The organism is Actinomadura xylanilytica, from assembly GCF_030283145.1.
GTDB classification, from domain to species: Bacteria; Actinomycetota; Actinomycetes; order Streptosporangiales; family Streptosporangiaceae; genus Spirillospora; species Spirillospora xylanilytica.
This window is the reverse complement of sequence record NZ_JASNWE010000001.1, coordinates 1,503,533-1,516,790: the sequence shown is the minus strand read 5'-3', so window position 1 is coordinate 1,516,790 and position 13,258 is coordinate 1,503,533. Positions and strand designations below refer to the sequence as shown.

The 13,258-nt window shown below is 74.1% G+C and carries 12 protein-coding genes; 10 read left to right on the top strand and 2 right to left on the bottom strand.

What is annotated here, in order from left to right; translation table 11 throughout:
• Positions 1 to 20 precede the first annotated feature (20 nt).
• Positions 21 to 1,112, bottom strand: coding sequence for an NAD(P)H-dependent amine dehydrogenase family protein (locus tag QP090_RS07035; protein ID WP_285937684.1), 1,092 nt, complete (start codon positions 1,110 to 1,112; stop codon positions 21 to 23).
• A 260-nt stretch (positions 1,113 to 1,372) separates the two neighbouring features.
• Here QP090_RS07035 and QP090_RS07030 point away from each other — a divergent pair, with 260 nt between their 5' ends.
• Together QP090_RS07030 and QP090_RS07025 are read left to right on the top strand one after the other, a co-directional pair.
• A complete protein-coding gene (locus QP090_RS07030; RefSeq protein WP_285937683.1) occupies positions 1,373 to 2,275 on the top strand; it encodes an SDR family oxidoreductase in 903 nt (300 codons plus the stop codon).
• A 4-nt stretch (positions 2,276 to 2,279) separates the two neighbouring features.
• On the top strand, positions 2,280 to 3,074 hold the full coding sequence (locus QP090_RS07025) for an enoyl-CoA hydratase/isomerase family protein (RefSeq protein WP_285937682.1): 795 nt from the start codon (positions 2,280 to 2,282) through the stop codon (positions 3,072 to 3,074).
• A 129-nt stretch (positions 3,075 to 3,203) separates the two neighbouring features.
• On the opposite strand, the gene QP090_RS07020 is transcribed toward QP090_RS07025, so the two are convergent.
• On the bottom strand, positions 3,204 to 4,049 hold the full coding sequence (locus QP090_RS07020) for a sirohydrochlorin chelatase (RefSeq protein WP_285937681.1): 846 nt from the start codon (positions 4,047 to 4,049) through the stop codon (positions 3,204 to 3,206).
• 246 nt (positions 4,050 to 4,295) lie between these two features.
• Between QP090_RS07020 and QP090_RS07015 the strand changes: the two genes are divergently transcribed.
• From QP090_RS07015 to QP090_RS06980, 8 genes are all read left to right on the top strand, one after another.
• On the top strand, positions 4,296 to 4,715 hold the full coding sequence (locus QP090_RS07015; protein WP_285937680.1) for a roadblock/LC7 domain-containing protein: 420 nt from the start codon (positions 4,296 to 4,298) through the stop codon (positions 4,713 to 4,715).
• A 176-nt stretch (positions 4,716 to 4,891) separates the two neighbouring features.
• Positions 4,892 to 7,684 carry a sensor histidine kinase gene (locus QP090_RS07010; protein ID WP_285937679.1) on the top strand — a complete coding sequence of 931 codons (2,793 nt, stop codon included), beginning with the start codon at positions 4,892 to 4,894 and terminating at the stop codon, positions 7,682 to 7,684.
• On the top strand, positions 7,681 to 8,136 hold the full coding sequence (locus QP090_RS07005) for a roadblock/LC7 domain-containing protein (protein WP_285937678.1): 456 nt from the start codon (positions 7,681 to 7,683) through the stop codon (positions 8,134 to 8,136). The genes QP090_RS07010 and QP090_RS07005 overlap by 4 nt, the downstream gene beginning before the upstream one ends.
• Position 8,137: 1 nt before the next feature.
• A complete protein-coding gene (locus QP090_RS07000; protein WP_285937677.1) occupies positions 8,138 to 8,563 on the top strand; it encodes a DUF742 domain-containing protein in 426 nt (141 codons plus the stop codon).
• Positions 8,544 to 9,158: a GTP-binding protein gene (locus QP090_RS06995; RefSeq protein WP_285937676.1), complete on the top strand. Its 615-nt coding sequence runs from the start codon at positions 8,544 to 8,546 to the stop codon at positions 9,156 to 9,158. Before QP090_RS07000 ends, QP090_RS06995 begins: the two co-directional genes overlap by 20 nt.
• A gap of 186 nt (positions 9,159 to 9,344) precedes the next feature.
• Positions 9,345 to 10,532, top strand: a complete 1,188-nt coding sequence (locus QP090_RS06990) for an ROK family transcriptional regulator (protein WP_285937675.1) — start codon at positions 9,345 to 9,347, stop codon at positions 10,530 to 10,532.
• A gap of 55 nt (positions 10,533 to 10,587) precedes the next feature.
• Positions 10,588 to 12,207 (top strand): sugar ABC transporter ATP-binding protein, encoded by a 1,620-nt coding sequence (locus QP090_RS06985; protein WP_285937674.1) that lies wholly within the window; start codon positions 10,588 to 10,590, stop codon positions 12,205 to 12,207.
• Complete coding sequence (locus QP090_RS06980) at positions 12,204 to 13,229, top strand: ABC transporter permease (RefSeq protein ID WP_285937673.1); 1,026 nt, start codon at positions 12,204 to 12,206, stop codon at positions 13,227 to 13,229. The genes QP090_RS06985 and QP090_RS06980 overlap by 4 nt, the downstream gene beginning before the upstream one ends.
• Positions 13,230 to 13,258: the final 29 nt, after the last annotated feature.

Here is a 13,258-nt window from a genome sequence, read left to right as displayed (position 1 = left end):
CGGCGGTGGGTCACGGCGGGTCAGAAGGCGGTGGCGCGGGTGGGGACGCTCGCGCGGCCGGTGACCAGGGGCAGGTCGAGGAAGGTCCGGATGCCCGGGGCCGCCGCGCACACCACGGGGATCGCGTTGAGCGCGTGCGCCGCCGCGGCCGAGATCCCGTTGGAGACCCAGTCCTCGTCGGTGGTCAGGGTGATCGACGGGCGGCCGTGCACGCGGACCGCGTACCCGGGGCCGCCCCAGTCGGTGACCTGGCTGGCGTCGGCCTTGTGCACCGCCTCGATGGTGATCACCGGATGGCCGTCGACCAGCCCGCTGAAGGTCCACCGGGCCGCCGCGACGGTGCCCTTCGGCACCCGTCCGGCCGCGATGGTGAAGTCGTGGCGGGCCAGCCGGTGGTCGACGTCGACGTCCACCTCGTCCAGTTCGATCCCGAGCCCGGCCGCGACCAGGTGCAGGCTCTCGGCGAAGCCCGCCCGCATCATGGTGCGGGCCGGCCGCAGGGAGCGCAGGTACGACTCCTCGGTCTTGGCGAAGCCCACCATGTCGTGCACCATCCGCCAGGACGGGTGCCCGGCGAAGTCCGAGCACTCGCGCGCGTACACGTGGGTGATCTGCCGGGACAGGCGGGACAGGACGAGCGGCATGAGGTCGGCCATGAAGCCGGGGTTGACGCCGCTGCCGTGCACCGAGACGCCGCCGCCGCGCTTGCACGCGTCCTCCAGTTCGGCCACCAGTCCCGGGCCCTGGGCGTACGGGTAGACCAGGCCGGTCAGGGAGATGACGTTCTTGCCCGAGGCCAGCAGCGCGCAGACCGTGTCGAGGTCGCCGTACGGCTGACCGAGCTGCCCGGGGGCGTGCACGACGCAGTCGGCGTCCAGGTCGAGGATCTCGGCGGTGTCGGTGGTGGCGGTCACGCCGATGGGGTCGCGTCCGGCCAGGACGCCGGCGTCGACGCCGTCCTTGGCGGGGGAGAACACCCGGACGCCCGCGAGTTCGAGCCCGGGACGGTCCAGCACGCCGCGGATCACGCTGCGGCCGACCGCGCCGGTCGCCCACTGCACGACGCGGAGCGGGCGGCCGTCGGACCGGCGGTGCGCGGGGGCCTGGTTCATAGGGACGGGTCCTCCGTGCTCCTCGCGGCGGCGACGGCCGCGGTGGCCGGCGACGGCCGGTGACGGCTGGGCGATGGCTGGGCGATGGCGCGCTGTGGAGACGTGTGGACACTACGCCGTGGTTCACGTCAAATGCAGTATTTGCCGCAACTTTCGAGGGCGGGGGCAAAGCCGAGCGGGATTCGGTTAGGTGGTACCACTGGGTAACCCCTTGGTGGTTACCTAGGGGGACGTAGTCGGTGCGATGTGAGGAGACAGGGATGTCGGAACTGCGCTACGACGGCCGGGTCGCGGTCGTCACCGGGGCGGGCCACGGCCTCGGCCGCCAGCACGCGCTGGAGCTGGCGGCGCGCGGCGCCAAGGTCGTCGTGAACGACCTCGGCGGGGACCGGTCCGGCGTCGGCGCCTCCGCCGGGCCGGCCCAGGAGGTCGTCGAGGAGATCAAGAAGAACGGCGGCGAGGCGGTCGCGAACCCCGACAACGTCGCCACCCCCGAGGGCGCCCAGGCGATCATCAAGACCGCGGTGGACGCCTTCGGCAAGATCGACATCGTCGTCAACAACGCCGGCATCCTGCGCGACAGGTCGTTCAAGAACATGACCCCCGAGGAGTTCGACGGGGTCATCGCCGTGCACCTGCGCGGCTCGTTCCTGGTGGCGAGCGCCGCCTGGGCGCACCTGCGCGAGCAGGGCTACGGCCGCATCGTCAACACCTCGTCCCCGGCGGGCCTGTTCGGCAACTTCGGCCAGGCCAACTACGCCACGGCCAAAATGGGCCTGGTGGGCTTCACCAAGACGCTCGCGCAGGAGGGCGCCAAGTACAACATCAAGGCCAACGCGATCGCCCCGGTCGCCTGGACCCGGATGACCGAGGACCTGCTGCCCGCCGACTTCTCCGAGAAGCTCGGCGTCGACCAGGTCACCCCGCTGGTCGCCTTCCTCGTGCACGAGAGCAACGAGGACTCGGGCGAGGTCTACACCGTCGGCGGCGGCCGGATCGCCAAGATCTTCGTCGCGGAGGGGCCGGGCTGGGGGCGGAAGGAGACGCTGTCGGTCGAGTCCGTCCGCGACAACTGGGCGGCGATCAACGCGGCCGACCCGCTCACCGTCTTCAAGAGCGTGGGCGAGCAGATGGGCCCCCTCATCCAGCAGCTCACCTCCTGACCGGATGGGCGATCTCAAGCTCGACCGGCGGGACGGGGTGCTCACCGTCACCCTGTCCCGCCCCGAGCGGCTCAACGCGGTCACCGGCGCGCTGACCGAGGAGATGCTCGACGTCCTCAACGGGCTGATGCGCGACCCGGACACCAGGGTCGTCGTGCTCACCGGCGAGGGCCGCGGGTTCTGCTCGGGCATGGACCTCCAGGGCGGCGACCCCGGCGGCGGCGACGAGGGCCGCGTCCAGCGCATCTACCGGGGCATCGGACGCGGCGGCGAGGTGACCGCGCGGCTGCGGGAGATCCCCCAGCCGGTCATTGCGGCGCTGCACGGCCCGGTCGCGGGGATGGGAGTCTCCTGGGCCCTCGCCTGCGACCTGCGGGTCGCCGACCCGACCACCCGGTTCGTCGTCCCGTTCGTCGACCTCGGGCTGTCCGCGGGCGACTGCGGGCTGTCGTGGCTGCTGCCGCGGCTGGTGGGCCCGGCCAAGGCGGCCGAGATCTTCTACCGGGCGCAGCGGCTGGACGTCACCGAGGCGGACCGGCTGGGCCTGGTCACCGAGCTCGCCGACGAGGGCCGCGACCTGGAGGGCGCCCACGCGCTCGCCGCGGAGCTGCTCGCCAAGTCGCCGTACGGGCTGCGGCGCACCAAGGAGCTCCTCAACATGTCGCTGGACGCGCCGGGCCTGCGCCGGCAGGTCGCCGTGGAGACCGGGATCCAGACGCTGGCCTTCTTCACCGAGGACCTGACCGAGGGCATGGCCGCGACCATGCAGAAGCGCCCGCCGGAGTTCGGAAACCGCTGACCCGGCCGCGTTCTCGCTCCGGTCCGGCCGACCGGCGTCGGACGGTGGCCTGCCCGCGTCCGGCCGCGTCCGCGCCGGGGTGCCGCCCTCTCGAATTCTGCGGAGGGCGGCACCGCCGCGCGGGCCGGGTCAGGCGCCCAGGGCGTTCGACAGGGCCTCGACGTAGCGCAGCGCGGCCAGGCGGGCCAGGGCCGGGTGCGCGCCGAGGGGAGCGGAGTGGCCGGCACCCGCGATCGCCGCCGCGGCGGCGACCCGCTCGCCCTGCGCCTCGGGGCCGATCAGGTGGGGCGCCACGGCGAGCGTGCTGGCCCCGGAGGTGCGCAGCTGCTCGGCGGCGGCCTTGACCCCGGCCTCGTCGTCCAGCGCGGCGGTGAAGACCGGCGCGGCCAGCCGGGAGGCGAGCAGCACGCTGGTCACCTCGGCCTGCCGGACCGCCGTCGCGTCGCCGGGGGTGGCCACGATGACGCCCGACACGGCGGTCACCATCGTCATCATCCGGATCCGGTCGGCGCGGGCCAGGCCCGCGTCGGAGAGCCGGTCGTGCAGCGCCTCGGCGAGGAGCGGGTGCGGGCCGAGCGGGCCGGCGGCCACCGTCGGGACCGGCGCCGCCGCCACGCTCTCGCGGACCGCCGCCTCCCGCGCGGGATCGGGGCCGGTGATCAGCGGCACCACCACCGCCGCCGGTTCGTCCTGACGTTGCTGCCGCAGCCCGGACAGGACCGCACGCAGGCTCGCCTCGTCGCCCTCCAGAAACCCGAGGTGGGTCGGCTGGCCGGTGTGCTCCAGCTCGACGAGCCGGGCGAGTTCGGCCGCGACCGCGGCGCCGGCGCCGCGGGCGGTACCGGGGACCGCGAGTACGAGGGCGGGGGAGCCGGGTGGCAGCAGGAAGGATTCGTCGCCGCGATGTCGGCCGCCGCGGGGGATACGGCGGCGCCGCGACGGAAGTGCCTCGGATGCCTGGCTTTCGGGACTCACGGCGGGAATGGTAACGCTGTCGGTGCCGCGCCGGAGAGTCCGGCGTCCCCTCGACCGGGCCGATCGCCCGAAATGTGGTGAACCTTCGCCCAGCGACGCCCCGGTCACACTATGATCTTCGGCAACTGTCGTCCTGCGGACGCCCTGCCCTGAGACGCGATGAAGCGTCGCACGCGACCGGCCGGGACCGCGGCTCTGCCGCCGGCCCTCCCGGCCTTCACTCCGCCACGGGATGAGGAAACCCCGATGATCCACAACACCGCCAGCGGTGAGATGAACTGGCTGCTCAACGATTTCGCCGAGCGGCTCCCGACGGTGCGGCAGGCGGTGATCCTGTCCCGTGACGGGTTGGCCGTCGCGGCGTCCAGGGAGCTCGGCCGCGAGGACGCCGAGCACCTGTCGGCCCTGGCCGCCGGGGTGCAGAGTCTGGCGCGCGGCGCCGGGCGGCACTTCTCCGGCGGCAACGTGCGCCAGACCATCATCGAGATGGACGCGCTGCTGCTGTTCGTGACGGCCGCCGGCGACGGCACCTGCCTGGCCGTGCTGGCCTCCGGCGAGGCCGACGCCGGTCTCATCGCCTACGAGATGGCGGTGCTGATCAAGCGGGTCGGACGGCACATGCAGGCCGCCCCGCGGGGCTCCGGGATGGGATTCGACCGGGCCTGAACGCGGCCCGGTGACCGTCCGGATCGCCGCGGGCACGGGCCCGGACCGCCGATCGGGCCCGTTCTCGCGACGTAGTAGGCTCCGCCACACCCCCGTACACCCCGCATCGGGAGGTTTCCCCGCATGTCGTCTCCCCGACTGCCAGAGGACGCTCTCGTGAGCATGGTCCGCGAACTGTGAAGGCCCTTCGTCTCTCCTCGATCCGGGCGAGGATCATCCTGCTGATCCTCGTGCCGCTGCTCGCCCTCACCGCGCTGTGGGCGTTCGTCACCGGCATCACCTACGGCGACGCGCACCAGCTCATGCAGAGCAAGCAGTACCAGGAGAAGTCGGTGCTGCCCACGCAGCGGCTGATCGACGCCCTCCAGAAGGAGCGGCGGCTGTCGCTGGCCCAGCTCGGCGGTCCCCGGACGGCCGACAAGGGCGCGCTGGAGACGCAGCGCCACGCGACCGACCTCGCGCGGGAAGCGGTGCGGCGCAACAGCAAGGACGGGGGACTGCGCGGCGCGGTCGACACCGCCGTGCTCGCGCGCATCGAGGACCTGGTGAGCCGGCTCGGCACGCTCGACGCGGCCCGCCGGACGGTCGACGAGCGCATCGCCGAGCGGCCCCGGGTGCTGGAGGAGTACACCGGGATCATCGACGCGGGTTTCGCGATCTACAACGCGACCGCGCCGCGGGACGGCACCATCGCCGCCGACGCGCGCACGCTCACCTCGGTGGGCCGCGCCCGCGAGTACCTGGCGCGCGAGGACGCCCTGCTGACCGGGGCGCTGGCCGCCGGGCGCGTGACCGCCGCCGAGCGGGGCCAGTTCGCCCAGCTCACCGGGGCGCAGCGGTACCTGTACGCCGACACCGTCCCCAACCTGCCCGAGGCCGAGCGCGCCCGCTACACCAAGCTCGTCTCCTCGCTGCCGTTCACGCAGCTCCGGTCGCTGGAGGACCAGGTCGTCCACGGCGCCGAGCCTGCGGAGCGCACCGCCAAGCCGCAGCACCCCGGCCGGACGGCCGCGTCGGGCGGCGGCACGGCGGCGGGGACCGGCACCCGGACGGGGCAGGTCGCGCACACCGCCCGGCAGAGCGCGCCGCCGGTCGAGGCCGCCGTCTGGCGGACGCTCGCCGACACCGCCGGCAACCGGCTCTTCGCGTACGAGAACCAGTTGCTCGACAGGCTCTCCACCCGCGCGGAGGGCATCGCGGTCGGGGTGTTCGTGCGGCTGGCGCTGGCCGGCGGCCTGGGCCTGCTCGCGGTGATCGTCTCGACGCTCGTCGCGGTCCGGGTCTCCCGGCGGCTCGTCCGCGAGTGCCGCACGCTCGCCGCGGGCGTCGTCGGCTTCACCCGGCAGCGGATGCCGCAGATGGCCGAGCAGGTCCGGGCCGGGCAGCCCGCGGCCACCGCGGACGACCTGCCCGACTACGACTACCGCATCGAGGAGATCCGGCAGATCTCCGAGTCGTTCGACCGGGCCCGCGAGGCGGTGCTGCTCGCGGCGGCCGGCGAGGTCGCGGCCCGGCGCGGGATCAGCGAGGTGTTCGTCAACCTCGCCCGCCGCAACCAGGCGCTGCTGCACCGCCAGCTCAGCCTGCTCGACACGATGGAGCGCCGCACCGAGGACCCGGCCGAGCTGTCGGACCTGTTCCGGCTCGACCACCTCGCGACCCGGATGCGGCGGCACGCGGAGGGCCTGGTCATCCTGGCGGGCAAGACCGCCGGGCGCGGCTGGCGCCGGCCGGTGCCGCTGGTCGACGTGGTCCGCGGCGCGGTCGCCGAGGTGGAGGACTACCCGCGGGTGCGGGTCCAGCCGCTGCCCCGGATCGCGCTGCTCGGCTCCGCGGTCGCCGACGTCATCCACCTGCTCGCCGAGGTCGTCGAGAACGCCACCACCTTCTCCCCGCCGCAGGCGCCGGTGCGGGTCAGCGGGCACCCGGTCCCGAACGGGTACGCCATCGAGATCGAGGACCGCGGGCTCGGCATGACGGCCGAGGCGATCCGCACCGCGAACGCGCGGCTGTCCGATCCGCCGGACTTCGACCCGTCCGACAGTGCGCAGCTCGGGCTGTTCGTGGTCGCGCGGCTGGCGCAGCGGCACGACATCATGGTCACCCTCCAGCAGTCGCCCTACGGCGGCACCACGGCGATCGCGCTGATCCCGGCCGCGCTCATCGTGGAGGCCGACGCCGAGGCCGCTCTCGGCGGACGTCCGTCGACCGGGCCCCTGCGCACCCTGGGGCAGCCCTCGGCGGCGCTGGAGTCCGCGCGGGCCGGCTCGTCCGCGTCGCCGTTGTCGTCCTCGCCGTCCACGTCGGGCGGGTTCGTCCGGCTGGTGGCCGAGCCCGAGCGCGCCCCCACGTCCACCGCCCCCACACCCGTTCCCACACCGATGCCGACGCCCGCGCCCGCCCCGGCCGCTCCGCCCGCCCCGGCCGCTCCGCCCGCCCCGGCCGCTCCGCCCGCCCCGGCCGCTCCGGCCGCCCCGGCCGCGCAACCGGAGACGGAGTGGGAGCCCGAACCCGTCCTGGCCGAACGGCCCGAGCCGGCGCCTCCCGCGCCCGCCGCCGAGATCCTGCCCGAGCCTCCCGCGCGGCCCCTGGCCGACGGCGAGCTGCCGAAGCGCAGGCGGCAGACGCACCTGGCGCCTCAGCTCCGCGAACGGGTGGACGCGCACCTCGCCGCAGAGGGACGGCACGCGGCCCCGCCGCCCCCGCGTCCGGATGCGACGTCTCCGGCCGCCCGGCCCCACGGCGGCGGTGTCCCGGGCGCCCCCGTCCCGGACGGCGTCCCGCTGGGCGCCCCGGTCCCCGGCGGCGCCGGTCCGGGCGACGAGCCCGGGGACGGCGAGCGGACGGCCGAGGAGACGCGGTCGATGATGTCCGCCATGCAGCGCGGCTGGCAGCGCGGCCGGCACGAAGCGGCCGAGGCCGAAGCAGGCCAGGCAACCCCAAGCGACCAGGAGGACGACACCACATGACAGAAGCGCAGCACCCAGGCACGGAGGCCCTGAACGGGGCCGGTGAGCTGAACTGGCTTCTCGACAGCCTGGTTCAGCGGGTGGCCCAGGTGCAGAACGCGGTGGTGCTGTCGAGCGACGGCCTGCGCATCGCCGCCTCGCGGGGCCTGGGACGCGAGGACTCCGACCACCTGTCCGCCGTGGCCGCCAGCTTCCAGAGCCTGGCGCGCGGGGCGGGCGAGTCGTTCGGCGGCGGTGCGGTCCGGCAGACCATCGTGGAGATGGAGTCGGCCTTCCTGTTCGTCACCGCGGCCGGACGGGGCGCGTGCCTGGCGGTGCTCGCCGACGCCGACGCCGATCTCGGCATCATCGCCTACGAGATGGCGATGCTGGTGACCCGCGTCGGGCAGCACCTGTCGGCCAACCCGCGCGGCGGCCCGCCGGCCGGCCAGCCCGAACCGGGCGGCGCGTAAGGTGACCCCCTCGCCCGAGAACGGGTCCGGCGGGACGGCCTGGTACGACGACGCGGCCGGTCCCGTCGTCCGCCCGTACGCGCTGACCGGCGGCCGGACGCACTACGACGGAGACACGTTCGACCTGGTCGCCCTCATCGTCACCGTGGACGCGGCCGAACCCGAGGACGAGGGGCGACCCCCCGGCACGACGGCGCCGCCCTGGGTGCCGGAGCCGGAACATGAGATGATCTTGGAGCTTTGCCGCACGTCGCTGTCCGTGGTCGAGATAGCGTCGGAGCTGGAACTCCCCCTCGGGGTCGTCCGGGTCCTGCTCGGCGACCTGCTCGATCACTCGCTGATCCAGGTCCGGCGCCCCGCGCCGGTGGCCCAGTTCCCCAGCGAGCGCGTACTCAAGGAAGTGATCGATGGAATCCGTGCGCTCTGACGCGGGCCCGCCGCGAGGCGACTCCGCGCTGACCGTCAAGATCCTCGTTGCCGGCGGCTTCGGCGTCGGCAAGACCACCCTGGTGAGCGCGGTCAGCGAGATCCGCCCGCTGCGCACCGAGGAGGCGCTCACCGAGAAGAGCATCGGCATCGATGACACCTCCGCGGTGGCGCAGAAGACCACCACGACGGTGGCGATGGACTTCGGCCGGATCACGCTGCCCAACGGGCTGGTCCTGTTCGTGTTCGGCACGCCCGGCCAGGACCGGTTCTGGTTCATGTGGGACGAGCTGGCCAAGGGCGCGCTCGGCGCGGTGGTGCTGGTCGACACCCGGCGGCTGGCCGACTGCTTCCCCTCGGTGGACTACTTCGAACGGCGCGGTGTGCCGTTCATCATCGGGGTGAACCACTTCGACGGGGCGGGCCAGCACTCGCCGACGCAGGTCCGCGACGCGCTGGACCTGCCCGCCGAAATCCCCGTGATCAACTGTGACGTGCGCGACCGCGAGTCGGCCAAGCACGTGCTGATCACGCTCGTCGAGCACATCATGCGCACGATGAGCGGGCGGCGCGACCCCGGCGCCCTCACACACTGATCCACCGACCCGCATCGGCCGCCCCAGGGCGCCGGTGCGGGTTTTGTGCGCGCGACTTTGTCCTCTGAGTGGGGAAAGTTCGCTGGAAACAGGGAAAAGGTCTTCTCAAAGCGGCGAAAGTCGATTACCTTCACGGCCAGAACCCGGGGCTCCCCGGGTCCCCCTGGATCCCGAAGGGACGGCGTGATGCGCATGTCGGCTCGTCCGCAGAACGTGCATCAGGCACGCCTGCTGCGGCTGCTGCGCGACGAGGGACCCCGCTCGCGGGCCGAACTCGGCGACGTCGTCCGGCTGTCCCGGTCCAAGCTGGCCGTCGAGCTCGACCGGCTCGTCGCGCTCGGGCTGGTGGAGACCGCGGGCCTGGCCGCGTCCCGCGGCGGGCGCCGCTCGGGGATCGTCCGGCTCTCGCCCGCGCTGCGGTTCGTCGCCTTCGACATCGGCGCCACCTCGATCGACGTCGCGGTGACCGACGGCGAGCTGGAGGTCCTCGGCCACGTCAGCGAGCCCTGCGACGTCCGGCAGGGCGCCATGGCGGTGCTCGACCGCGCGCTCGACCTGCTCGGCAAGCTGCGCGACCAGGGCCTGGTCGGGCAGGCGCACGGCACCGGCATCGGGGTGCCCGGCCCGGTCAGCTTCCGCGACGGCATGCCGGTGGTGCCGCCGATCATGCCGGGCTGGGACCGCTTCCCGGTGCGGGACGCGATCGGCCAGGAGCTCGGCTGCCCGGTGCTGGTCGACAACGACGTGAACCTGATGGCGCTCGGCGAGCTGCACTCCGGGCTGGCCCGCTCGGTCGGCGACTTCCTGCTGGTCAAGATCGGCACCGGCATCGGCTGCGGCGTCGTCGTGGACGGCGCCATCTACCGGGGCGTGTCCGGCAGCGCCGGCGACATCGGCCACATCCGGGTCGACGACGACGGCCCCATGTGCGCGTGCGGCAACGCCGGGTGCCTGGAGGCCTACTTCGGCGGCGCCGCGCTCGCCCGGGACGCGGGCGAGGCGGCCCGCTCGGGCCGCTCGCCCCAGCTCGCCCAGCTCCTGGAGCGGCACGGGGAGCTGTCGGGCGGGCACGTGGCCGAGGCCGCCGCGGCCGGCGACCCGGTGTCGGTCCAGCTCGTCCGCGAGGGCGGCCGGCACGTCGGCCAGGTCCTCGCCGGGCTGGTCAGCTTCTTCAACCCCGGCCTGGTCATCATCGCGGGCGGCGTCGCCGGGCTCGGCCACACCCTGCTCGCCGAGATCCGCAGTGTCGTCTACCGTCGGTCGCTGCCCCTGGCGACCGGCAACCTCCCGATCGTGCTGTCCGAGCTGGCCGGCCAGGCCGGTGTGATCGGCGGCGCCCGCCTCATCAGCGACCACACCTTCGCCCCCGCCTGACCGCACCAGCCTCCCGCCTTCGCCCCACCTGACCCACACCCCCCAGGAGGCCCCGATGGGCCCTGCGAAGAGCCGTCCCGACGGCACCGGCACCGACCCCGAGCCGCTGCTCAGGATGCGCGGGATCGCCAAGCGCTTCCCGGGCGTCCGCGCCCTGGACGGCGTCGACCTCGACGTCCGTCCCGGCGAGGTGCACTGCCTGCTCGGGCAGAACGGCGCCGGCAAATCGACCCTCATCAAGGTGCTCGCCGGCGCGCACCAGCCGGACGAGGGCGAGATCCTCCTGGACGGCGCCCCGGTCCGGCTCACCGGCCCGACCGCCGCGATGCGCGCCGGGATCGCCACCATCTACCAGGAGCTCGACCTGGTCGACGGGCTGTCGGTGGCCGACAACATCTACCTCGGGCACGAGCGCGCCCGGTACGGCTTCACCCGCCGGGCCGCCGCCGAACGCGGAGCGCGCGAGCTGCTCGGCCGCCTCGGGCACGGCGAGATCGCGCCGCGCGGCGAGGTCGGCCGGCTGCCCGCCGCAGGCAAGCAGGTGGTCAGCATGGCGCGGGCGCTGTCGCACCGGGCGCGGCTGATCGTGATGGACGAGCCGTCCGCCGCGCTCGCGCACGACGAGGTCACCAACCTGTTCCGCATCATCCGGGAGCTGACCGCCGACGGCGTCGCGGTCGTCTACATCTCGCACCGGCTGGAGGAGATCCGCGAGATCGGCGACCGGGTGACCGTGCTGAAGGACGGCCGCGCGGTCGCGGGCGGGCTGCCCGCGCGGAGCACTCCCACCGGGCGCGTCGTCGAGCTGATGACCGGCCGCGACGTCGAGGACGTCTTCCCCGCGCGGCCCGCCCCGGCCGGCGACGCTCCCGAGGTGCTGCGGGTCGAGGACCTCACCCTGGCGGGCGCCTTCGAGGACGTCTCGTTCAGCGTCCGCGCCGGTGAGATCGTCGGGCTGGCCGGGCTCGTCGGCGCGGGCCGGTCGGAGATCCTGGAGACGGTGTACGGCGCCCGCCGCGCGACCCGCGGCCGGGTCCTGCTCGACGGGCGGCCGGTGCGGCCGGGCGACACCGGCGCCGCCGTCCGGCGCGGCATGGGCATGGCGCCGGAGGAGCGCAAGAGCCAGGCGCTGCTGCTCAACGAGACCGTCGGGGGGAACGTCACCGTCGCCGGGCTGAACCGCTACTCCTCGTTCGGCTGGCTCAACCGGCGCCGCGAGGTCGCCGACGTGCGCCGCCAGATCGAGGCGCTCGACATCCGGCCGCCCGATCCGCGCCGTCCGGTGGTGACCCTGTCGGGCGGCAATCAGCAGAAGGTTGTCCTGGCCCGCTGGCTGCTCGGGGCGGACCTCCCGCCGGGCGGCGAACCGCCGGGCGGCGGCCCGGACGGCCCGGACGGCCCGGCCGCCCCCGCGCACGGGCTGAGGCTGCTCATCCTCGACGAGCCGACCCGCGGCGTGGACGTGGGGGCGCGCGCCGAGCTGTACGCGGTGATCCGGGAGCTGGCCGGACGCGGCATCGCGGTGCTGCTGGTCTCCAGCGAGGTGCCCGAGGTGCTCGGCCTGGCCGACCGCGTCCTGGTCGTCCGCGAGGGCAAGGTCGTCCACAGCGGCGCCGCCCGCGAGCTCGACGAGCCCGCGGTACTCAACATGATCATGGAAGGGAGCGCCCTGTGACCGACGCGGGTGTCTCGCTGACCGAGAAGGCGCGCGGCCCCCGGCCGAAGCCGCCCTGGGCCAGGCCGGGCGGGACGGGCCGGGGTCCGGGGGAGATCCGGCATCTCGGCCTGGTCGGCGCGCTGGTGCTGCTCGGCATCGTCGGCGTGGTGACCGAGCCCGACAACTTCCTCACCTCCGGCAACCTGGTGGGCATCCTCGCGCTCGCCGCCACCATCGGCGTCATCACCGTCGGCGCCACGTTTGTGATCATCGGGGGCGGGATCGACCTGTCGGTCGGCGCGGTGATGGCGCTGGCCTCGGTCTGGGCCACCACCCTGGCGACCCAGTCGTACGGCCCGGTGGTGATGGCGGTCTGCGCGATCCTGGTCGGCACCGGCGCGGGCCTGGTCAGCGGGCTGCTGATCGCCTACGGCCGGCTCGTCCCGTTCATCGCCACGCTCGCCATGCTGGTCGCCGCGCGCGGCCTGGCGCAGCGGCTCTCGGACCGCAAGACCCAGCTCGTCCGGCCCGAGAACGACGCGATCGAGGCGCTGTCGACCACCAAGGTGCTGGGGCTGCCGCTGGTGGTCTACATCTTCGCCGCGGTCGCGGTGGCCGGATGGCTGCTGCTCAACCGCACCACCTTCGGCCGCCGCACCTTTGCGGTCGGCGGCAACCCCGAGGCCGCCCGGCTGGCCGGCATCAACGTGCGGCGGCACACCCTGACGCTGTACGCGCTGTCCGGGCTGTGCTGCGGCATCGCCGCGATCATCATCATGGCGCGGACCACGACCGGTTCCAGCACGCACGGCGACCTGTACGAGCTGGACGCGATCGCCGCCGTGATCATCGGCGGCACGCTGCTCACCGGCGGACGCGGCACCCTGGCCGGGTCGATCCTCGGCGTGCTCGTCTTCACCCTCATCACCAACCTGTTCATCCTCAACGGGCTGCAGACCAGCGACCAGCTCATCGCCAAGGGCGTGATCATCGTGATCGCCGTGCTCTTGCAGCGTCGCGGCCTGCGCAGCCCCACCTGACCCCGTCCCGCCCCCGCCACTCCTGCCTG

Excerpts from the sequence above, each read along its gene's own strand:
- QP090_RS07035 (WP_285937684.1), bottom strand. The coding sequence starts at position 1,112 with ATGAACCAGGCCCCCGCGCACCGCCGGTCCGACGGCCGCCCGCTCCGC.
- QP090_RS07030 (WP_285937683.1), top strand. The coding sequence starts at position 1,373 with ATGTCGGAACTGCGCTACGACGGCCGGGTCGCGGTCGTCACCGGGGCG.
- QP090_RS07025 (WP_285937682.1), top strand. The coding sequence starts at position 2,280 with ATGGGCGATCTCAAGCTCGACCGGCGGGACGGGGTGCTCACCGTCACC.
- QP090_RS07015 (WP_285937680.1), top strand. The coding sequence starts at position 4,296 with ATGATCCACAACACCGCCAGCGGTGAGATGAACTGGCTGCTCAACGAT.
- QP090_RS07005 (WP_285937678.1), top strand. The coding sequence starts at position 7,681 with ATGACAGAAGCGCAGCACCCAGGCACGGAGGCCCTGAACGGGGCCGGT.
- QP090_RS06995 (WP_285937676.1), top strand. The coding sequence starts at position 8,544 with ATGGAATCCGTGCGCTCTGACGCGGGCCCGCCGCGAGGCGACTCCGCG.
- QP090_RS06990 (WP_285937675.1), top strand. The coding sequence starts at position 9,345 with ATGCGCATGTCGGCTCGTCCGCAGAACGTGCATCAGGCACGCCTGCTG.
- QP090_RS06985 (WP_285937674.1), top strand. The coding sequence starts at position 10,588 with ATGGGCCCTGCGAAGAGCCGTCCCGACGGCACCGGCACCGACCCCGAG.